The sequence below is a fragment of the Rhizobium sp. BK008 genome (genome assembly GCF_014197345.1).
In the GTDB taxonomy this organism is placed as follows: Bacteria; Pseudomonadota; Alphaproteobacteria; order Rhizobiales; family Rhizobiaceae; genus Rhizobium; species Rhizobium anhuiense.
Genome location: NZ_JACIFK010000016.1, coordinates 1 through 20,897 on the forward strand (window position 1 = coordinate 1; position 20,897 = coordinate 20,897).

Consider the following 20,897-nt stretch of genomic DNA (forward strand, 5'->3'; position numbering starts at 1 on the left):
CCGAACGGCTGCGCATCACGCCGACCCCGCTGCATTCCGATGCCGATATCGCCCATCTGGTCGAGGCGCTGCATTCGCTCTGGTCGCGCTGTGCATTGGCGCGGATGGTTGCCTGAGCGGGGACCTATCCTCAGCGACTATCGGACACCGCGACAAAAGCCGGGGGTCTTTTGATGGGGATTAAGCGGCTAATCCTCTTCCAGCAGAAGAGCTGTGGACAGGTAGCCCATGCTTATTGTGCTCGCGAAGAGATACATGAACAGCCCTTGGGCAAGGTAATTCTCAAGAGTGCCTGCCGCGGCGCTGGAGGACAAAAAACCGTTCTGCCAGACCAGGAATCCTGTGGCGCATCCAATTGCAAAGCCCGTGGCCAATCGAGTGAGTATGAAGCTGATCATGCGAGGCATGGCGGCACCTCAGAGTTAGCTCATGCCAACGGCCAGGCCACGAGAATGTTCCGGCCGCGGACTGATCTTTGTCAACGACTGACGTGGCTGACCATGCAAAAAGCGGACGGAACCGAGGGACCAAAGCAGTGCATCTCTTCCCTTTCGCAGCCGGCGTTTTTGCGCTTCTCATTTTGCCTGGGCCGACCAACGCGATATTGGCGATGGCCTCTCAGGGTCTGACCGCCGGGCGCGCGATCATGCTGCTTGGTACGGTGGTCGCCGCCTATCTTGCCATTGTCGTTCCGGCGTCCGGCCTGGCCGGTCCTTTTCTCCACCAGCACCCTCTGGTCGCGCAAGGTGTCAAGCTTGCCTCAGCAACCTGGGTATTCTACCTCGCGCTACGGCTCTGGGGCTCCGGATCCAGTCCCACCGAGGTTGTGACAGTACGGCAGTTGGCGATCACGACGCTGTTGAATCCCAAGGCGCTTATCATCGGGCTTACGATGATGCCCTCCGCGCAGGAGGTGTCTGGGATAGACGCCACCGCGGCGCTCGCCTTCGTCGTCCTTTTCGCATCCTTGATCTGGCTGTCGACAGGCAGAATTGTTCTTGGAAGCGAAAAGGAAATGCCGTTGCTGGCCCGGCGATGCGGATCCGCAACCCTGCTGGTGTTCTCGGCCGCGCTGACCCTCAGTGCATTTTGACGGCACCAAGGATACCGCGAATACATCATGCCAAGCGCGGCCTTCTCGCTATGAGATTTGCGTTAGGTCAATGAGCCTGTCTTGCGCGCCGCTAATGTACATTCGTGTCCAGAGGAGGCAGGCGATGATCGTCAATGACCGTGAACTGGCGGACTATTTTTCCGCGCTCGCCAATGCCAGCCGTTTATCGGTGCTGCGGAGGCTGGCCAAGGGTGAGATCTCAGCCACGGAGCTCGCCACAAGTGTCGGGCTCAGCCAGTCGGCGTTATCGCACCATCTGAACGTGCTGAAACGTCAGCAGGTCGTCAAGGCGCGCCGCGAATCGCAAACGATCTATTATTCGCTCGCCAGCCATCGAAGCGAGAAAGCCGTCTCTCTCCTCAACGGCATATTGTTTCCCGACGGACTGCAGACGTCGATGTTCGGCTTCTCGGACTTCTGCCCAGAGGCCGCGTGAAGATCGGCGATCGGCCGGAGCCTCGATCCTGCCAAGGGAGTCAGCCGCAGCCTAGCTGTTAGATCCAGGGTTCGATGGTCCGTTCCCTTCGGTTGAATGGAACAAAGCCCTACGGGCCACAGCTTTACATTGAAGATCGGTTGGCTAACGAGTTTGGTGGAGCTAAGCGGGATCGAACCGCTGACCTCTTGCATGCCATGCAAGCGCTCTCCCAGCTGAGCTATAGCCCCATCAAGGTGGTCCGGCGCAGGGCCGGTCCTGGGATGCTCCTCAGGGCGTGCCCTGCGGAGTGGCGGCTTATTACTTCCGGTTTCCGGAGATAGCAAGCCTAAAAAATCCGGCCCGGAGAATTTTTTCCTCGCCGGGCCGAAATGCAATCGTCAAACTTCGTCGTCGTCGCCGGTCACGCCGATGATGTCGCTCATGTCATCATCGTCATCGTCTTCGTCAGGCGTGAGGAAGGTATCGTCGTCGTCGTCGCCTTCGATTTCAACATCGTCATCGCCGATATCCGGGATGTCGTCGCCAGAGGCGGCGTCATCGGCATCCTCAAGCGAAACCAGTTCGACTTCGGTGTTTTCAGTATCGACTTCCGCCACCTCGTCTTCCTCGGCAACTTCGGCGATCGCCGAGGTTTCCTCGAAGAAAGACAGAGGGTAGGACTTGCCGGTATAAGGAGAGACGATCGGATCCCGGTTCAGATCATAAAACTTCTTGCCGGTTTCCGGATCGGTACGCTTGGTTCCAAGTTCCGCTTTCGCCACTATAAGCCTCGTGAGAATGACCGAATTCGAGATTCGGCAAATGCCGATCAAGCCGGCGTTCCATCGGAATTTATAAGCCGGTCCCCTTAATCGCTGTGGCTTCCCATGTCAAAGCCAAACTTTATGAACGCCCTGCGGGGTTTTCCCCGCGCCGACGGATGACCGCCCGGCGCGTTTATGTTAACGAGCCGCGGCAGCCACAGAACCGGGCGAGGATTGCGACCGGCCAAGCGTGTCCTGCTGTAAAAATAGACTGCGTTTGCAAAGGATTGCGCCATGCTTCACGGCTCTGCGCCCAGGCCCGCCACCGCCCGCAAATCCGCCGGCCTTACGGGCCGCGTCCGCATTCCGGGCGATAAATCGATCTCGCATCGTTCCTTCATGTTCGGCGGGCTTGCTTCCGGGCAAACGCGGATCACCGGCCTGCTCGAAGGCGAGGATGTGATCAATACCGGCCGGGCGATGCAGGCGATGGGCGCCAGGATTCGCAAGCAAGGCGAAGAGTGGGTGATCGAGGGCACCGGCAATGGTGCGCTGCTTGCGCCTGACGCGCCGCTCGATTTCGGCAATGCCGGCACCGGGGTGCGGCTGACCATGGGCCTCGTCGGCACTTACGACTTTCACTCCACCTTCATCGGCGACGCCTCACTTTCGAAACGGCCGATGGGCCGCGTGCTCAATCCGCTGCGCGACATGGGCGTGCAGGTCAGCGCATCGGAGGGCGACAGGCTGCCGGTGACGCTGCGAGGCCCGGGAACCCCAAGCCCGATCCTCTATCGCGTGCCGATGGCCTCCGCCCAGGTGAAATCGGCCGTCCTGCTTGCCGGTCTCAATACGCCTGGCATCACCACGGTCATCGAGCCGGTAATGACGCGCGACCATACCGAAAAGATGCTGCAGGGCTTTGGCGCCGCCCTTGCCGTCGAGACCGACGCGGACGGCATCCGCACGATCCGGCTCGAAGGCCGCGGCCGGCTGACGGGCCAGGTGATCGACGTTCCCGGCGATCCGTCTTCCACCGCTTTCCCACTTGTTGCGGCGCTGATCGTGCCCGGCTCCGATATCACCATCGTCAACGTGCTGATGAACCCGACCCGCACGGGGTTGATCCTGACACTGCAGGAGATGGGGGCCGACATCGAGGTGCTGAATGCGCGTCTTGCCGGCGGCGAGGACGTGGCGGATTTGCGCGTGCGCCATTCCGAGCTGAAGGGTGTGGCCGTTCCCGAAGAACGGGCGCCGTCGATGATCGACGAATATCCCATCCTCGCGGTTGCTGCCTGTTTCGCCGAGGGCACGACCGTGATGAAGGGGCTGGAGGAACTGCGCGTCAAGGAATCCGATCGCCTTTCCGCCGTCGCCGACGGCCTGAAGCTGAATGGCGTCGACTGCGACGAAGGCAAGGATTTTCTGATCGTCCGCGGCCGGCCGGACGGCAAGGGCCTCGGCAGCGCTGGAGGTAGCAAGGTCAGCACGCATCTCGACCATCGCATCGCCATGAGCTTCCTTGTTCTGGGGCTTGCATCGGAGCATGCTGTGACGATCGACGACGCGGCGATGATCGCGACCAGCTTTCCGGAATTCATGCAGCTGATGGCCGGCCTTGGAGCAAAGATCGAGGAGGTGCCGCAGTGATGGACCAACGCCCCGCATTTCCGCAAAGACGATCTCATTTGCCGTTCCCATGCGCTGCCGCAGGATTGATCGCATGACAACCAAGACTTTCATCATCGCCATCGATGGCCCGGCGGCGGCCGGCAAGGGTACGCTTTCGCGCCTTATCGCCGAGCGATATGGCTTCCATCATCTCGACACCGGCCTCACCTATCGCGCCACGGCCAAGGCGCTGCTCGACGCCGGCCTGCCGCTCGACGACGAGGCGGTGGCGGAAAAGATCGCGCGCGAGGTTGAACTCGCCGGACTGGATCGCGATATACTTTCCAAACATGAGATCGGCGAAGCCGCCTCGAAGATTGCCGTCATGCCGGCGGTGCGCCGGGCGCTGGTCGAGGCGCAGCGGCGGTTTTCGGCGAAAGCGCCGGGGACGGTGCTCGACGGGCGCGATATCGGCACGGTCGTCTGCCCCGATGCGCCAGTGAAGCTCTATGTGACGGCGTCGCCCGAGGTTCGCGCGAGACGCCGCTACGACGAGATCCTCGGCAAGGGGGCGACGGCGGATTTCGATGCGATTTTCGAGGACGTCAAGCGGCGCGACGAACGTGACATGGGACGGGCCGACAGCCCTTTGAAACCAGCGGTCGATGCGCACTTGCTTGATACGTCGGAAATGAGTATAGAGGCCGCGTTTCATGCCGCTCAATCGATCATCGATGCGGTCTTGAGCCGAAATGCCTAAATTCAAGCGATTTTGCGTGCTCTGAGCACGGATCGCTTCTAATGCAGCAGCCTGAAATTCCGTCCAAGCGCCGGATTGCCTTCGAGAGAGGGCGGACTGGGTTCAGGCCCGTTCAACGCAAACCAACCGGCGCATACGTGTCCGCTTCCGTTTAGGGCACGCAGGAGATTTTATGTCAGTAGCTACCCCCTCCCGCGAGGATTTCGCGGCTCTTCTCGAAGAGTCCTTTGCCAAGAACGACCTGGCCGAAGGCTATGTCACCAAGGGCATCGTCACGGGCATCGAGAAGGACGTCGCCGTTGTCGACGTCGGCCTCAAGGTTGAAGGCCGCATCGCGCTCAAGGAATTCGGCGCACGCGCCAAGGACGGTTCGCTGAAGGTCGGCGACGAAGTCGAAGTTTATGTCGAGCGCATCGAAAACGCGCTTGGCGAAGCCGTTCTATCGCGCGAGAAGGCTCGCCGCGAAGAAAGCTGGATCAAGCTCGAAGCCAAGTTCGAAGCCGGCGAGCGCGTCGAAGGCGTGATCTTCAACCAGGTCAAGGGCGGCTTCACGGTCGACCTCGACGGTGCGATCGCCTTCCTGCCGCGTTCGCAGGTCGATATCCGCCCGATCCGCGACGTCACTCCGCTGATGCACAACCCGCAGCCCTTCGAAATCCTCAAGATGGACAAGCGCCGCGGCAACATCGTGGTTTCGCGCCGTACGGTTCTGGAAGAATCCCGTGCCGAACAGCGTTCTGAAATCGTTCAGAACCTCGAAGAAGGCCAGGTTGTCGACGGCGTCGTCAAGAACATCACCGATTACGGTGCGTTCGTCGACCTCGGCGGCATCGACGGCCTGCTGCACGTCACCGACATGGCATGGCGCCGTGTGAACCATCCGTCGGAAATCCTGAACATCGGCCAGCAGGTCAAGGTTCAGATCATCCGCATCAACCAGGAAACCCACCGTATCTCGCTCGGCATGAAGCAGCTCGAGAGCGATCCGTGGGATGGCATCCAGGCCAAGTATCCGGAAGGCAAGAAGATTTCCGGTACCGTCACGAACATCACCGACTACGGTGCATTCGTCGAGCTGGAGCCGGGCATCGAAGGCCTGATCCATATCTCGGAAATGTCCTGGACCAAGAAGAACGTTCACCCCGGCAAGATCCTGTCCACCAGCCAGGAAGTCGAAGTCGTCGTTCTCGAAGTCGATCCGTCCAAGCGCCGTATCTCGCTCGGCCTCAAGCAGACGCTGGAAAATCCGTGGGCAGCATTCGCCCGCAGCCATCCGGCCGGCACTGAAGTCGAAGGCGAAGTCAAGAACAAGACCGAATTCGGCCTGTTCATCGGCCTCGACGGCGATGTCGACGGCATGGTGCACCTCTCCGACCTCGACTGGAACCGTCCGGGCGAACAGGTCATCGAGGAGTTCAACAAGGGTGACGTCGTCAAGGCCGTCGTTCTCGACGTCGATGTCGAGAAGGAACGCATCTCGCTCGGCATCAAGCAGCTCGGCAAGGATGCGGTCGGCGAAGCCGCTGCATCGGGCGACCTGCGCAAGAATGCAGTCGTTTCCTGCGAAGTCATCGCAGTCAACGACGGCGGCGTCGAAGTGAAGCTCGTCAACCACGAGGACATCACTTCCTTCATCCGCCGCGCCGACCTCGCTCGCGACCGCGACGAGCAGCGCCCCGAGCGCTTCTCGGTCGGCCAGGTCTTCGATGCCCGCGTCACCAACTTCTCCAAGAAGGACCGCAAGATCATGCTGTCCATCAAGGCTCTGGAGATTGCGGAAGAGAAGGAAGCCGTCGCCCAGTTCGGTTCGTCCGACAGCGGCGCTTCGCTCGGCGACATCCTGGGCGCAGCCCTGAAGAACCGCGGCGGCGAATAAGCCTCGCATCCGCCTCTGAATTGAAGAACCCGCCGGAGCGATCCGGCGGGTTCTTCATTTTCAGGCGATAGAAATCTTATTCCCAGCCGACCATGCGCTGATAGAGCGCATAGACCGGGTCGGCAGCCGTGCCTGCCTGATAAACGGACGGCTCGGCATCGATCATCCTTGGCGTTCTTCGCCCGGGCGCTGCCTCGGTTTCTTCGGCATCAGGCTCGGCATCCTCGCCACCGGACTGCGCCTGCTGCTGATCCTCGGACGCGTCGTCGCGATGGTGCTGATGCTGGTGATGCGTTTCGCCTGCCGTCTCGTTCGGTGGCGTATCCTTGGCGAACTGGTAAGGCAGCTGGGCATAGGCAAACCCCTCCGGCATCTTTGCCGCCAGCGGCATATAGGAAGCCTCGACGGTCTCGGACATCGGGATGATTTGCGGTTGCGCGGCGATTTCTTTCGGCTGACGGGCGACCGCGACCGCGCTCTCGATATCCATCTGCGAGGGGTGGAGCGCTGCGGATTGGCGAGCATCGGGAGCGACGAATTCGGCCGGCTGCCGGGTCAAGGTCTCGGTCGCATCGCTGATCACGGCGTCATCGAGGATCGTATCGATCTCCACCGCCGCCTCGACGGGGACATCCTCCAGCAGGGCTTCGACGTCCTGCTCGCGGATGATGGTGGCGATCATCTCGGAGGCTTCTCCGGTCATGGAGGCGACAATGCCTGTCCAGTTCTTCGGAATGACAGGATCGACTTTTTCCGATGTCGCGTGGGGTTGGATGGCAGGCGGCGCCGGCGTTTCCTGCGCGTCGTCGGCCGCTGCGGCATTCGTCGACAGCGGTTGCCGGTCTTCGATCTCCTGCGGCGCCGATTTTTTCGGTGCTACCTCGCTTGTCGTCGCCGGGGCGGACTGAGCCCGGTTTGCAGCCTGCGGCGTTTCCGGATCGGCAGCTTCCACAGCTTCGGCGATGACCGCTTCCTCGGCAGTCGCCGAAGTTGCGGCCTCGATCAGCGGATCGGCTTGCACAGGCGCCTTTTCCGCAGGCTGGCGCATGGCGGCAGGCAGGCTGTCCTCATGCAGCTGGATCTCGGGACGGGTTTCGGCGCGCATCGGCGAAGCGTCGTTCTGGCCATAAGAGCGGACGACGGCGCGGGCGGCGAGGTCGCGATCCTTGTAGCGGATGATTTCCAGATAGGCGACGATGCGGGCTGCTTCCGGGCCTGCCGGGTTCTTCAGGGCTTCGGCGATCATCCGCAACGGCAGGCTATGGCCCTCATCGGTCAGCTGGCGCTCGACCTCGTCGATCCTGACAGCCAGCAGCCGCCGGATGGCATCGGCAAGCCGGGAGGCAAAGGCAAGATTGGTCTCGTCCTCGCCGCGATCCAGCGAGATCGAGCGGCCTGCCGCATCGATGACATCGAAAAGCGCTTCGACCATACGCTCGCGCGCGGCCAGAAGCAGAATATTGAGCTTGCCGGCAATGGCGGAATTGAGATCAGCCGCTTCGACGGCGTTGACAGGCGCGGGGGCAATCACTGAACGACCGAGACCACCGGCGACGATCGCCGCAGTCTGGCCTTGGGACGAAAAGCTTGCATTGGACGCTGCACGAACGGGAGTCAACATGGCATGCTCCTTTCGCAAAGTGACGATGAAAGCAGGCTCTATAAAAGGACCGCGCTCATCCGGTCCCCTTGCATCCCAGCAGATCCTCCTGTCCGCATGACGCATTCTCGCGTCATCGAATGCATAAATATTAACTGGAATTTTAGGAAAGAGGCGTTAACGAATCGATAACGGCCGCAGGCAAACATGCCCACGGTCCTTGGTCACCTGTCGAAGAATGAATCGCTCAGCTATGAGCGAAGATATCGGCCTCTTCCCAGCCGAGCAGGTCGAGCTTGGCGCGGGTCGGCAGGAATGCGAAGCAGGCCGTCGCATGGTCGAAGCGGCCGTCGCGGATCAGGCGTTCCGTCAGCTTGTCGCGCAACGCGTGCAGATAAAGCACATCGGAAGCGGCATATTCGAGCTGGGCCGGGGACAGCGTCGCGGCCGCCCAATCGGAAGATTGCTGCGTCTTGGAGATATCGACGTCGAGCATCTCCTTGAGATTGTCCTTGAGGCCGTGGCGATCCGTATAGGTCCGGCTCAGGCGCGAGGCGATCTTGGTGCAGAAAACCGGGTTCGTCGTGACGCCGAAAGTATGGAATAGCACGGCAATATCGAAACGGCCGTAATGAAAGATCTTCTGATGGGTGGGGTCTTCGAGCAGAGCGACGAGATTGGGAGCCTGCTTCTGGCCGGCAGCAATACGGATAACGTCGGCAGTGCCGTCACCCGGCGAAAGCTGGACGACGCAGAGCCGATCGCGGCGCGGCACCAGGCCGAGCGTTTCGGTGTCGATCGCGACCGCGCCAGTGTAGCGGGCGGCATCGGCCGCGGAAATATCGCCTTCGTGATAACGTATGGTAGCCGCCATGAGACAATCTTTCGTTCGAATGCATCCTCTACAGCGCGGTGCGTCTTTTCAGACGCGCAAAGGACGCTGTAGCGCTTTGAATGGCTGTATAATTTATCCTTAAATCCATGCCGATTTAAGCAATTATGCAGCAGCGCTATAGCGCAAAGGTGCAGAATGCGAAACCGCTTTCCTGCCGCAGAGCCCTCCCGTCCTCTCGGACGCGCAAAGGACGCTCTACTCTTTTGATCTTCAATCTCCGCTTCGTGCAGCGGTCAGAATGTCGGCGGCGTGTTGATCCAGAGAATCACGGTTTCACCATCATGGCGATTACGCCAAGAATGGTAACGTCGGCTTTCGAAATAAAGTGAATCGCCCTGGCCAAGATCGAAGAACTGATCGCTGTCGAGCACCAGTTCCAGCCGGCCGGACAGGACATGCATGAATTCTTCGCCCTCGTGGCGATAGGCGCCTTCGCTGGCGGCACCGGGCGCCAGCACGAAACGATGGCAGTCCATCATCCTGCGGCCTTCGGCGAGGAGCTGCACCGTGACGCCGGGCGTCGTTTCCGGCCATGTCCGCCATTCGCCGGCGCGCACCAGCGTCGGCACGTCCGCGCGCTCCTCGCCCGAGAGGCGCGAGACGGTGGTGCCGTAATATTCGGCGAGATCGTGCAGCGTCTTGAAGCTCACGCCCTGCGAGGTGCGCTCCAGCGTCGAGAGCGTCGACGCGGTGACGCCGATGTCGCCGGCGACCTGATCGAGCGTCTTGCCGCTCGCATGGCGCAGGCTGCGCAGCTTGCGGCCGATGCCGGAATCCTGGCTCGCCTCGGCGCCATCGGCGGAAGGTTCCTCGCTCTCCAGCGCCTCCCGGATTGCCGCGGGATTGAGGCCACGTTCGACACGATACCAGGAGATGCGCTTCAGCCGCGCCACATCGTCGGCGCTGTATTGCCGATGGCCGGTTTGCGAACGGCCGGGAACCAGCAGACCCTGGCTTTCCCAGAGGCGCAAGGTCGAGGCCGAAACGCCCGCCAGCCGCGCGGCCTCCGCCACCTTGTAGCGCACAGGTCCGTTGTCACCCATCCGAAATATCCCTGATTCCAATCGCCCGCGAGCATTCATCAAAAGGCGTGATGTTTGAAGCAAAAAATCCCACTTGTTTTCTTGCAGGAAAAATGTAGGAGTTTTCTACATGTCTTGCAGAATTTATGCAAGATAGTTCTCAAGCCCCTTTTCAGCGCAGGAGCGCATCGATGACCGCGACAAGCCTTACGGACCGGAAGAACGCAGCCATTTCACGCGGCGTCGGCATGACGACCCAGATCTATGCCGATCGTGCAGAGAACGCCGAGATCTGGGACAAGGAAGGCCACCGCTACATCGATTTCGCCGCCGGCATCGCCGTTCTCAACACCGGCCACCGCCATCCCCGGGTCATCGCCGCGGTCAAGGACCAGCTCGACCGCTTCACCCATACCTGCCATCAGGTGGTGCCTTACGAAAGCTACGTGCATCTCGCCGAACGGCTGAACGCACTGGTGCCGGGCAACTTCGAGAAGAAGACGATCTTTGTCACGACGGGGGCCGAAGCGGTCGAGAACGCCGTCAAGATCGCACGTGCGGCAACCGGCCGCTCGGCGGTCATCGCCTTTGGCGGCGGCTTCCACGGCCGCACCTTCATGGGCATGGCGCTGACCGGCAAGGTCGTGCCCTACAAGGTCGGTTTCGGCGCGATGCCGGGCGATGTCTTCCACGTTCCCTTTCCGGTCGAGCTGCACGGCGTCACGGTCGACCAGTCGCTGGCAGCCCTGAAGAAACTCTTCGCCGCCGATGTCGATCCGCAGCGCGTCGCGGCCATCATCATCGAGCCGGTCCAGGGTGAAGGCGGTTTCTACCCGGCGCCCGGTGCCTTCATGAAGGCGCTGCGCGAACTCTGCGACCAACACGGCATCCTGTTGATCGCCGATGAGGTGCAGACCGGTTTTGCCCGCACCGGCAGGATGTTCGCGATGGATCACCACGAGGTGGCGCCCGACCTGACGACGATGGCAAAGAGCCTGGCCGGCGGATTTCCGCTCGCCGCCGTCACCGGCCGCGCCGCGATCATGGATGCGCCGGGGCCGGGCGGGCTTGGCGGCACATATGGCGGCAATCCGCTGGGGATCGCAGCCGCCCATGCCGTGCTCGACGTCATCAAGGACGAAGATCTCTGCAACCGCGCCAACCAGCTCGGAGGCCGGCTGAAGCAGCGACTGGAATCGCTGCGCGATACGGTGCCCGAGATCGTCGATATCCGCGGGCCGGGCTTCATGAACGCCGTCGAATTCAATGACCGGACGACGGGATTGCCGAGTGCTGATTTCGCCAACCGGGTGCGGCTGATCGCGCTCGACAAGGGGCTGATCCTGCTCACCTGCGGCACCCACGGAAACGTCATCCGCTTCCTGGCGCCGATCACCATCCGGGACGAAATCCTCGGCGAGGCGCTCGACATTCTCGAGGCCTCGATACTGGAAGCGAGCGCGGCCAGCTAAGCGCACCGGAACCGGATTTCAATGGCTGCCGGCCACCGGCAGCCGCACTCCCCAGGAGGATATGACATGGCTTTCACCACTGCACTGACCAGGCACGTTCCCTTCTCCTCGCCCTTGCTGCGCGATGCCGGCTATATCAACGGCGTCTGGACATCAGGCGATGCCACGAAGACTTTCGACGTGCTCAACCCGGCAACCGGCGAGTTGCTCGCTTCGCTGCCCGATATGGGTGCGGGCGAGACGCGGACGGCGATCGATGCAGCGCATGCCGCCCAACCGACCTGGGCTGCCCGCCCAGCCAAAGAGCGCAGCGCGCTCCTGCGCAAATGGTTCGACCTGATGGTCGCCAATGCCGACGAGCTCGCGGCGATCCTGACCGCCGAGATGGGCAAGCCGTTCCCGGAAGCGCGCGGCGAGATCCTTTATGCCGCGGCCTATATCGAATGGTATGCGGAAGAGGCCAAGCGCATCTACGGCGAGACGATTCCCGCGCCTTCCCAAGACAAGCGCATGATCGTCATCAGGCAGCCGGTCGGCGTCGTCGGCACGATCACGCCGTGGAATTTCCCGGCGGCGATGATTGCCCGCAAGATCGCGCCGGCACTTGCCGTCGGCTGCACCGCGGTGTCGAAGCCCGCCGAACAGACGCCGCTGACGGCGATCGCCCTTGCCGTGCTCGCCGAGCAGGCCGGTATTCCCCCAGGCGTCTTCAACGTCATCGTCGGCGTCGACGGCCCGGCGATCGGCCGCGAGCTCTGCGGCAATGAAAAGGTGCGCAAGATCAGCTTCACCGGCTCGACGGAAGTCGGCCGCATCCTGATGCGGCAGTGTGCCGACCAGATCAAGAAGGTGAGCCTGGAGCTCGGCGGCAACGCGCCGTTCATCGTCTTCGACGATGCCGACCTCGACGCCGCCGTCGAGGGCGCGATCGCCTCCAAATACCGCAATGCAGGTCAGACCTGCGTCTGCGCCAACCGCCTCTACGTCCAGTCGAACGTCTATGACGCCTTTGCGGCCAAGCTCGCCGCCAAGGTCGCCGAGATGCCGGTCGGCGACGGCTTCGAGCCGGGTGTCTTGATCGGGCCGCTGATCGACGAGCAGGGCCTTGCCAAGGTGGAAGACCATGTCAGCGACGCGCTTGCCAAGGGCGCCAAGGTGCTGATCGGCGGCAAGCGCATCGACGGCGCCGGCACGTTCTTTGCGCCGACGGTGCTGACCGGTGTGGCGCGCGGCATGAAGGTGGCGCGCGAGGAAACCTTCGGGCCGGTGGCGCCGCTCTTCCGTTTCGAGACGGTCGAGGATGTTATCGCCCAGGCCAATGATACGGAATTCGGTCTTGCCGCCTATTTCTATGCCGGTGACCTGAAGAAGGTCTGGCGGGTGGCGGAAGCGCTGGAATACGGCATGATCGGCATCAATACCGGCCTGATGTCGTCGGAGACGGCGCCCTTTGGCGGCATCAAGCAATCCGGCCTCGGCCGCGAAGGCTCGCGTCACGGCGCCGACGATTATCTGGAAATGAAATATCTCTGCATCGGCGGCGTCTGATCCGGGTCATCTACGATACAAGAAGCACTGGGACACGCGGCATTCAGCCGCGTGTCGTCAATAATGCGGCGGACGGGTGATACCAGGAGCTTCCAGCGACTGCTCCTCCAGCGACAGGAAGCGTTCGGTCAACCGGTCGAGCTTGGTGCGCATCTGCTCCACCGTCTTCCATTGCTCGGCGAGCTGATCGGAAAGCTCTTCGATCGTCTTTGCCTGGTAGGCCAGCATTTCTTCCAGCCGGGTGATGCGGTTCGTCTCGTCGGACATCGATCCTCCTTTGCCGAAACCGGCAGAACAGATGGTTCTCCCAAAGCGGAAATAGGCCACCTCGTCAATGCTTTCCATGCCCAATGCAGCCATGCGCAAAACTGAACCGTTTGGTTACTAAAAGACCTTGCCGTGCCTGATGTTGTGGGGTAGGCCCTTATCCACCAGGGAGGAATACTGATGGATGCAGGGAACGGCTTTCTTCATCCGGACCGGCTTTTTCCGGCTGATCCGGCAACACGGACCATCGCGCGAGACCTCTACGAGACAGTGCGCAACCTTCCGATCGTCAGCCCGCACGGGCATACCGAACCCTCCTGGTTTGCCGACGACAAGCCCTTCGAAGACGCGGCCTCGCTGCTGGTCATTCCCGATCACTATCTCTTCCGGATGCTGCACAGCGTCGGCGTCACTTTGGACGAACTCGGCGTGCCGCGGCTCGACGGCAAGCCGGTGGCTGAGGGGCGGGCGATCTGGCGGAGCTTTGCCGCGCATTACCATCTCTTCCGCGGGACGCCTTCCAGCATCTGGGTCGATCATGCGATGTCGGCCGTGCTCGGCTGCACCGAGCCGCTGACACCAGACAATGCCGATGCGCTCTACGACCATATCAATGCTCAGCTTGCTCTTCCTGAATTCCGCCCGCGGGCGCTGCATCAGCGATTCGGCATCGAAACGATCGCGACGACCGAAGGCGCGCTCGACCCGCTGGCGCATCACCAGAAGATGGCGGCGGACGGCTGGATCGGCAAGGTGCGCACCACCTACAGGCCGGACAGCATCACCGATCCCGACGCCGTCGGCTTCCGCGACAATCTCGTCAAGTTCGGAGAGATCACCGGCGCCGACGTAACGCGCTGGGACGGCCTGGTCGAGGCGCATCGCCGCCGGCGCGCCTATTTCCGCCAGTTCGGCGCCACCGCGACCGACCATGGCGTGCCCACCGCCTTTACCGCGGATCTGCCGCTTGCGGAAAAACAGGCGCTGCTCGACAAGGCCTTGAAGGGACCGCTTTCGCCTGCAGACGCCGAACTCTTCCGCGGCCTGATGATGACGGAGATGGCCGGGCTTTCGGCCGAAGACGGCATGGTGATGCAGATCCATGCCGGCTCCCGACGCAATACCGACAGCGGGCTTTTTGCGGCGCGCGGCCCCAATATGGGCGCTGATATCCCGACACGCACGGACTGGGTCGGCGGCCTGAATGCGCTGCTTTCCAAATACGGCCATGCGCCGGGGCTCAGGGTGCTGCTCTTCACGCTCGACGAGACGACCTATGCGCGCGAGATGGCGCCGATGGTCGGCCATTGGCCCTGCCTGATGATCGGCCCGCCCTGGTGGTTCCACGACAGCCCGAACGGCATAAGGCGCTATCTCGACCAGGTCGTCGAGACGGCAGGCTTTGCCAATATGGCGGGTTTCAACGATGATACGCGCGCGCTGTTGTCGATCCCAGCGCGGCATGATGTGTGGCGCCGCGAAGTCTGCCGCTTCCTCGCCCAGCTCGCCGCCGAGCACCGGATTTCCAAACGGGACGCCGAGATCGTCGCGGGCGAACTCTCCTATGGCAATGCGAAGAAGGCCTACAAGCTGTGAGCGAACGACTGCAGACCCTTTCCGGCCTCGCCCCGACGGCGAAGCTTCCCGCCTATGACCGCAGCCGGCTGAAGAGCGGCATCCTGCATCTCGGGCCGGGCGCATTCTTCCGCGCGCATTTCGCGCCCTTCACGGATGATGCGCTCTCGGCCGCGGGCGGTGACTGGGGCATCGAAGTGGCAAGCCTGCGCACGCCTGACGTCGCGGATAATCTGACTGCCCAGAATGGCCTCTATACGATGCTGATCCGCGATACGTCAGGCACGACGGCGCAGGTGATCGGGCCGATCCTGAAGGCGCATGTGGCGCCGCGCGATCCGGCCGGCCTGCTGGCGCGGCTCGAAGACCCTGATATCCGCATCGTCAGCATGACGGTGACGGAAAAGGCCTATGGCTTCGATCCTGCGACGGGTGGCCTCGACCTGAAGCATCCCGATATTGTCGCCGACCTTGCCAACCGGCATGCGCCGCGGGGCGTCATCGGCTATCTCGTCGAAGGCCTGGCACGCCGGCGGAAGAAGGGCATAGCGCCCTTTACGCCGCTGAGCTGCGACAACCTGCCGAGCAACGGCGCCGTGCTGAAACGCCTCGTGCTGGAATTCACCTCCCGCATCGATCCCGACCTGCATCGCTGGATCGAAGCGAATGTACCCTTCCCCTCCACGATGGTCGACCGTATCACGCCGGCCAGCACGGACGCGACCTATGCCGATGCAGAGCGGCTGACGGGCCGCACGGATATGGCGGCGATCGAGACCGAACCCTTTACGCAATGGGTCATCGAAGACCATTTCGCCAATGGCCGGCCGGCCTGGGAAAAGGTGCACGGTGCGCTGATGGTCGAAGATGTCTCCGCCTACGAGAAGATGAAGCTGCGGATGCTGAACGGCGCGCATTCGCTGCTCGCCTATCTCGGTTATATCGGCGGCTATGAATTCATCCGCGACGTGATGGACGATGCCGGCCTGGCGGCCCTCGCCTACCGCCACATGCATGCGGCTGCGAGAACGCTCGACGCTGTGCCCGGTATCGATCTCGATGCCTACGCCAATGAATTGATAGCCCGCTTTGCAAACAAGGCGATCGCCCATCGCACCTATCAGATCGCCATGGACGGCACGCAGAAACTGCCGCAGCGGCTGCTGGAACCGGCATGCGAGGCGCTTTCGCATGGCGACCGGGCGGAGACCTATGCGATCGCCGTTGCGGCGTGGATGCGCTATGCGATCGGCGAACACGGCAACGGCGAGCGCTACGAGTTGCGCGATCCCCGTGCGGCTGAGATCGCCGCCCTCATCGCCGATGTCCCGCGCACCGGTCTGGCGATTTCGGCGGCACTCTTCACCCTTCCTGGACTTTTCCCGGCGGCTTTGACAGGACACCGGGCGTGGACGCAGGATGTCTCCGACAAGCTGGAGATTCTGATCCAGGACGATAGGTTGCCGCTGTTCTAGACTCCCCCGCTACGCCTTGATACGCGCCATATCGGGATCGTAGAGCGGCGACAGTGACACCTTGCAGGGGATACGCTCCCGCGCGACATCGAGCTCATAGGTGCCGGAGAGGACGAAATCCTCGGTCACCCCCTCGGGGCTGCGGACATAGCCATAGCCGATCGGCTTGCCCAGCGTGTAGCCGAAGCCGCCGCTCGAAAGCCAGCCGACGCGCTTGCCGTCGCGATATATCGTTTCACGGCCGAGCAACACGGTATCGGCATTTTCGGGAACAAAGCAGGCAAGGCGCTTGTTCACCCCGCCTGCAAGCTGCCGTTCGATCGCTTCGCGGCCGCGGAAGGGAATGGCCTTGCGCATCTTCACCGCCCAACCGAGACCGGCTTCAACAGGCGTATGGTCGGGACCGATATCCGATCCCCAGGCGCGATAGCCCTTTTCCAGGCGGCAGCTCTCGATGGCGCGGTAGCCGGCATTGACCAGGCCGAATTCGCCACCTGATGCCATCAGCACGTCATAGACCGTCGTCGCATATTCAACGGGAATATGCAGCTCGTAACCAAGCTCGCCGACATAGGTGATGCGCAGCGCCCGCACCGGGCAGCCTGATATGCCGATGGTCCTGACCCGGCCGAAGGGGAAGGCCGCATTCGAGACGTCGCTGCCCGTCACCTTTTCCAGCACGGCGCGCGAATTCGGTCCCATTAGCGACAGCACCGAATAGGCTGACGTGACGTCGACCAGCTCGGCATGCATCTTTGCCGGTATATTGCGGGCGATCCAGTCGAAATCATGGGTAGCAAAACCGGTGCCGGTGACGATGTAATATTCGTTCTCGGCGATGCGGGCGACCGTCACGTCGCATTCAATGCCGCCCTTGTCGTTGAGCATCTGCGTGTAGATGAGCGATCCCACAGGCCTTTCGACATCGTTGGAAGCGATCCAGGAGAGCGCTGCCTCGGCATCCCTGCCCTTCAGCACGAATTTGGCAAAGGAGGTCTGGTCGAAGATGACGGCCGCTTCACGCACCGCCTTGTGCTCGCGGCCGACGGCGTCGAACCAGTTCTGCCTGGCATAACTGTAGACATCCTTCGGCTCCTCGTTGGCGAAGAGATCGGCAAACCAGTTCGGCCGCTCCCAGCCGAGCTTTTCGCCGAAACAGGCGCCCTGCGCCTTCAGCCGGTCGTAAAGCGGCGATTTGCGGCAGGGGCGGCCGCTCGAATGCTCCTCGAACGGCCAGGCCATGGTGTAATGTTTGCCATAGGCTTCGAGCGTGCGGGTGCGCACCCAGTCGGTATCGAAATGCGGACGGCCGAAGCGGCGGATATCGACCGGCCACAAATCATAGGGCGGTTCGCCCTTCGTCACCCATTCGGCAAGCGCCATGCCGGCGCCGCCGGCCGAGGCGATGCCGAAGGCGTTGAAGCCGGCGCCGACGAAGAAATTCTTCAGCTCCGGCGCCTCGCCGAGAATGAAGTTGCCATCCGGCGTGAAGCTTTCCGGGCCGTTCAGCAGCTGCTTGACGCCGACATTTTCCAGTGCCGGAACGCGGCCGAGCGCCTGTTCCATGATCTGCTCGAAATGATCGAAATTGCTGTCCAGCAGCGTGTAGTGGAAGCCGTCGGGGATGCCGTTTTGCGCCCAGGGAATGGGATTCGGCTCATAGCCGCCCATGACGATGCCGCCGACTTCTTCCTTGTAGTAGGTCAGGCGATCGGGATCGCGCAGGGTCGGCAGGTTGGAGGGCACGCCGAAGGATTCGGTGATGATGTATTGATGCTCGACGGAGACCAGCGGCACGTTGACGCCGAAGCGGGCGGCAAAGGCGCGCGTCCACTGGCCGGCGCAGACGACGACGCGCTCGCATTCGATGCGTCCCTCAGCGGTGACGACGGCGCGGATCCTTCCCTTGTCGATTTCCAGGTCGATGACTTCGGTGTCCTCGAAGATCGAAACGCCTGACATGCGGGCGCCTTTCGCCAGCGCCTGGGTGATGTCGGAGGGATTGGCCTGGCCGTCCGTGGGAAGGAAGGCGGCGCCGACGAGATCGTCCGTTGTCATCAGCGGCCAGAGATCGAATGCTTCCTGCGGCGTCAGCAATTGCATTTCGAGGCCGAAGGACTGGGCGGTGGTCGCCTGGCGCCGGACCTCGGTCCAGCGCTCCTCGTTGCAGGCAAGGCGCAGGCCGCCATTCATCTTCCAGCCGGTGCCGAGGCCGGTCTCCTCCTCCAGCCGCTTGTAGAGATCGACGGAATAACCGAGAAGCTGGGTGATGTTGGCGCTGGTGCGCAGCTGGCCGACGAGGCCGGCGGCATGGAAGGTGGTGCCCGAGGTGAGCTTCTTGCGCTCCAGCAGGACGGTATCGGTCCAGCCGAGCTTGCCGAGATGATAGGCTGTCGAACAGCCGATGATGCCGCCGCCGATGACCACGGCTTTCGCCGTCTTCGGTAATTCCCTCGTCATTTATTGATCCTGTTCAAAGGCTTGATAGGCGCGTTCGAAACGCGCGAGATTTTCGGCCGTATAGGCGGCATAGTCGAAATCGATGCTGGAATGGATTTCCGAAATCATGCTCCAGAGCGTCTCGCGCAGCAGCGAAGCGCATTTCATCGCGCCATAGCGCCTGCTGAGATCATCGGTCAGCGGCCGGTCGAAATAGGTCTCCAGCATCGTGTGTTCTGCCGTTTGCGGGAGCTCATTGTTGGAGGCCAATCCGCCGAGATCGAAAAGCGGCGTGTTGAAGCCGGCATAATCCCAGTCGATCAGCCAGAGCCGCTTGCCGTCGTCGAGAAAATTGGCGGCCAGCAGGTCGTTGTGGCCGAAGGCGATTTCGAAAGGCCCTGCCGCTTCTTCCAGCGCCTCAGCCCGGCCGACCAGCGCCGGCAGCAGAGGCAGATAGGCACTGCCCGCGGCCTTCAGATTGGCGGCGTAATCGCGGATGACGTGAAAGACCCAGAAGATCATCGCCTGGCCGCGGAAATGCCGGGCGATGTCGCGGTGGCAGGCGCGCACCAGCGGCACGACCCGGGCGAGCGTTTCCGGCCTCCTGATATCATCAGGCGAAAGCGCTCTCGCCTCGATATATTCGAGCACCAGAACGCCCGGCGAATGATGGATGACGGCAGGCGATATACCGGCGGCATGCGCCGCACGGCTTGCGGCAAGCTCGTTCTGCCGGCTGATGTGATGGATCGGGATATCGGTGCCGAGCCTGACGACGCAACGCGCGACGGCATCGCTGACCAGGTAGTTCCTGTTGGTGATGCCGCCTGCTATCGGCGAAATATCGATCGGGCCCTGCCAGATGCCAAGCGCATGAATCCTATCTTCAGGCGTCATGCTTATTCCCCTACAGCCCCTTCCGAAATGATGGGCAGAGGAGGATCCTATGTCAAGCAGCGCTTAGATCGTCTTGCCGGCGGCATCGAAGACGTGGCAGCGGGCCGGATCGAAGAAGGTCTTCACATTGGTGCCACGTTCCACCTTCTGCTGGCCATCAAGCGCGACAGTCAGAAGCTGGCTGTCCGGCGTCGTGGTGTAGAGCATGGTGGCGCCGCCCAGGTTTTCGACGAGATCGACATTGACGGTCGAGAGCGTGATAGCGCCTTCGGTCAGCGAAAGATGCTCGGGGCGGATGCCGAAGGTGACATCCTGTCCGACCGCGCCTTTCAACCGGCGCGGCAGATGGACGGAATTGCCGCAGACATGGATGCTGGTTTCGGTCTCACCGACCTGCTCGATGCGGGCCTTCAGGAAATTCATCTTCGGGCTGCCGATGAAACCGGCGACGAAGCGGTTGGCCGGGTTGTTGTAAAGATCGAGCGGCGCGCCGACCTGCTCGATGCGGCCGGAATTCAACACCACGATCTTGTCCGCCATCGTCATGGCTTCGACCTGGTCATGGGTGACATAGATCATCGTGTTGCCGAGGCTGCGGTGCAGGCGGGAGATTTCGACGCGCATCTGCACGCGCAGTTCGGCATCGAGGTTCGACAACGGCTCGTCGAACAGGAAAATACGCGGCTCGCGCACGATGGCGCGGCCGATCGCGACACGCTGACGCTGGCCGCCGGAGAGCGCCTTCGGCTTGCGCTCCAGGAGCTTCTCGATCTGCAGGATCTCGGCGGCCCGCTTCACTTTCGGCTGAATATCGGCCTTCTTGTAACCCGCCGTCTCCAGGCCGAAGGCGAGGTTCTTATAGACCGACATATGAGGATAGAGCGCGTAGGACTGGAAGACCATGGCGATGCCGCGCTTGGCCGGCGCCACTTCGTTCATGCGCTCGCTGTCGAGCAGCAACGCGCCGCCCGAGATCTCCTCGAGACCGGCGATCATGCGCAGAAGGGTCGATTTTCCGCAGCCCGAGGGGCCGACAAAAACGACGAATTCGCCGGGATCGATCGTCAGGTCGATGCCATGGATCACGTCCAGCGAGCCATAGCGCTTCTCGACCTTCTGAAGAACGACACTGGTTGCCATCTTCTCAAAACCTCTCTTTTG

18 protein-coding genes and 1 tRNA gene are annotated in these 20,897 nt (G+C 62.0%); 9 read left to right on the forward strand and 10 right to left on the reverse strand.

Going from position 1 to position 20,897, the window contains the following annotated elements; all coding sequences use genetic code 11:
- Positions 1 to 188: 188 nt before the first annotated feature.
- Positions 189 to 407: a hypothetical protein gene (locus FHT69_RS33995; RefSeq protein ID WP_210304419.1), complete on the reverse strand. Its 219-nt coding sequence runs from the start codon at positions 405 to 407 to the stop codon at positions 189 to 191.
- Between the two features lie 128 nt (positions 408 to 535).
- On the opposite strand from FHT69_RS33995, the gene FHT69_RS33395 reads away from it, so the two are divergent.
- Both FHT69_RS33395 and FHT69_RS33400 read left to right on the forward strand, forming a co-directional pair.
- Positions 536 to 1,093 (forward strand): threonine transporter RhtB, encoded by a 558-nt coding sequence (locus FHT69_RS33395; protein ID WP_028757145.1) that lies wholly within the window; start codon positions 536 to 538, stop codon positions 1,091 to 1,093.
- 124 nt (positions 1,094 to 1,217) lie between these two features.
- Positions 1,218 to 1,550 carry an ArsR/SmtB family transcription factor gene (locus FHT69_RS33400; RefSeq protein WP_028757144.1) on the forward strand — a complete coding sequence of 111 codons (333 nt, stop codon included), beginning with the start codon at positions 1,218 to 1,220 and terminating at the stop codon, positions 1,548 to 1,550.
- Between the two features lie 154 nt (positions 1,551 to 1,704).
- On the opposite strand, the gene FHT69_RS33405 is transcribed toward FHT69_RS33400, so the two are convergent.
- Positions 1,705 to 1,780 (reverse strand) — tRNA-Ala (locus FHT69_RS33405).
- A gap of 150 nt (positions 1,781 to 1,930) precedes the next feature.
- A complete protein-coding gene (locus tag FHT69_RS33410) occupies positions 1,931 to 2,314 on the reverse strand; it encodes a TIGR02300 family protein (protein ID WP_028757143.1) in 384 nt (127 codons plus the stop codon).
- Between the two features lie 276 nt (positions 2,315 to 2,590).
- Here FHT69_RS33410 and aroA point away from each other — a divergent pair, with 276 nt between their 5' ends.
- From aroA to rpsA, 3 genes are all read left to right on the forward strand, one after another.
- Positions 2,591 to 3,949, forward strand: coding sequence for a 3-phosphoshikimate 1-carboxyvinyltransferase (gene aroA / locus FHT69_RS33415; RefSeq protein WP_183906586.1), 1,359 nt, complete (start codon positions 2,591 to 2,593; stop codon positions 3,947 to 3,949).
- A gap of 73 nt (positions 3,950 to 4,022) precedes the next feature.
- The gene (cmk, locus tag FHT69_RS33420; protein ID WP_183906587.1) at positions 4,023 to 4,670 is read left to right on the forward strand and encodes a (d)CMP kinase; all 648 of its coding nucleotides are present in this window, start codon (positions 4,023 to 4,025) and stop codon (positions 4,668 to 4,670) included.
- Between the two features lie 172 nt (positions 4,671 to 4,842).
- A complete protein-coding gene (gene rpsA, locus FHT69_RS33425; protein ID WP_028757934.1) occupies positions 4,843 to 6,546 on the forward strand; it encodes a 30S ribosomal protein S1 in 1,704 nt (567 codons plus the stop codon).
- 76 nt (positions 6,547 to 6,622) lie between these two features.
- On the opposite strand, the gene FHT69_RS33430 is transcribed toward rpsA, so the two are convergent.
- From FHT69_RS33430 to FHT69_RS33440, 3 genes are all read right to left on the reverse strand, one after another.
- Positions 6,623 to 8,167 carry a hypothetical protein gene (locus FHT69_RS33430; RefSeq protein WP_183906588.1) on the reverse strand — a complete coding sequence of 515 codons (1,545 nt, stop codon included), beginning with the start codon at positions 8,165 to 8,167 and terminating at the stop codon, positions 6,623 to 6,625.
- A gap of 226 nt (positions 8,168 to 8,393) precedes the next feature.
- Entirely contained in the window at positions 8,394 to 9,020 is a 627-nt protein-coding gene (locus FHT69_RS33435) for a ribonuclease D (protein WP_028757150.1), read from the reverse strand.
- 254 nt (positions 9,021 to 9,274) lie between these two features.
- On the reverse strand, positions 9,275 to 10,084 hold the full coding sequence (locus FHT69_RS33440; protein ID WP_028757151.1) for a MerR family transcriptional regulator: 810 nt from the start codon (positions 10,082 to 10,084) through the stop codon (positions 9,275 to 9,277).
- Positions 10,085 to 10,254: 170 nt separating this feature from the next.
- Here FHT69_RS33440 and FHT69_RS33445 point away from each other — a divergent pair, with 170 nt between their 5' ends.
- Positions 10,255 to 11,535: a 4-aminobutyrate--2-oxoglutarate transaminase gene (locus FHT69_RS33445; protein ID WP_183906589.1), complete on the forward strand. Its 1,281-nt coding sequence runs from the start codon at positions 10,255 to 10,257 to the stop codon at positions 11,533 to 11,535.
- 66 nt (positions 11,536 to 11,601) lie between these two features.
- Complete coding sequence (locus FHT69_RS33450) at positions 11,602 to 13,083, forward strand: NAD-dependent succinate-semialdehyde dehydrogenase (protein WP_047619844.1); 1,482 nt, start codon at positions 11,602 to 11,604, stop codon at positions 13,081 to 13,083.
- Between the two features lie 57 nt (positions 13,084 to 13,140).
- Here the strand turns inward: FHT69_RS33450 and FHT69_RS33455 are convergent, their stop codons facing one another.
- On the reverse strand, positions 13,141 to 13,350 hold the full coding sequence (locus FHT69_RS33455; RefSeq protein ID WP_028757154.1) for a SlyX family protein: 210 nt from the start codon (positions 13,348 to 13,350) through the stop codon (positions 13,141 to 13,143).
- Positions 13,351 to 13,530: 180 nt separating this feature from the next.
- On the opposite strand from FHT69_RS33455, the gene uxaC reads away from it, so the two are divergent.
- Both uxaC and FHT69_RS33465 read left to right on the forward strand, forming a co-directional pair.
- Complete coding sequence (uxaC, locus tag FHT69_RS33460; RefSeq protein WP_029868032.1) at positions 13,531 to 14,946, forward strand: glucuronate isomerase; 1,416 nt, start codon at positions 13,531 to 13,533, stop codon at positions 14,944 to 14,946.
- The gene (locus tag FHT69_RS33465; RefSeq protein WP_047619818.1) at positions 14,943 to 16,400 is read left to right on the forward strand and encodes a mannitol dehydrogenase family protein; all 1,458 of its coding nucleotides are present in this window, start codon (positions 14,943 to 14,945) and stop codon (positions 16,398 to 16,400) included. Before uxaC ends, FHT69_RS33465 begins: the two co-directional genes overlap by 4 nt.
- Before the next feature lie 9 nt (positions 16,401 to 16,409).
- Here the strand turns inward: FHT69_RS33465 and FHT69_RS33470 are convergent, their stop codons facing one another.
- The 3 genes from FHT69_RS33470 to FHT69_RS33480 form a co-directional block, all read right to left on the reverse strand.
- A complete protein-coding gene (locus tag FHT69_RS33470; RefSeq protein WP_028757927.1) occupies positions 16,410 to 18,860 on the reverse strand; it encodes an FAD-dependent oxidoreductase in 2,451 nt (816 codons plus the stop codon).
- The gene (locus tag FHT69_RS33475; protein ID WP_183845621.1) at positions 18,861 to 19,736 is read right to left on the reverse strand and encodes a phosphotransferase; all 876 of its coding nucleotides are present in this window, start codon (positions 19,734 to 19,736) and stop codon (positions 18,861 to 18,863) included. It abuts the gene before it with no gap.
- Positions 19,737 to 19,799: 63 nt separating this feature from the next.
- Positions 19,800 to 20,876, reverse strand: coding sequence for an ABC transporter ATP-binding protein (locus tag FHT69_RS33480; protein ID WP_029868036.1), 1,077 nt, complete (start codon positions 20,874 to 20,876; stop codon positions 19,800 to 19,802).
- Positions 20,877 to 20,897: the final 21 nt, after the last annotated feature.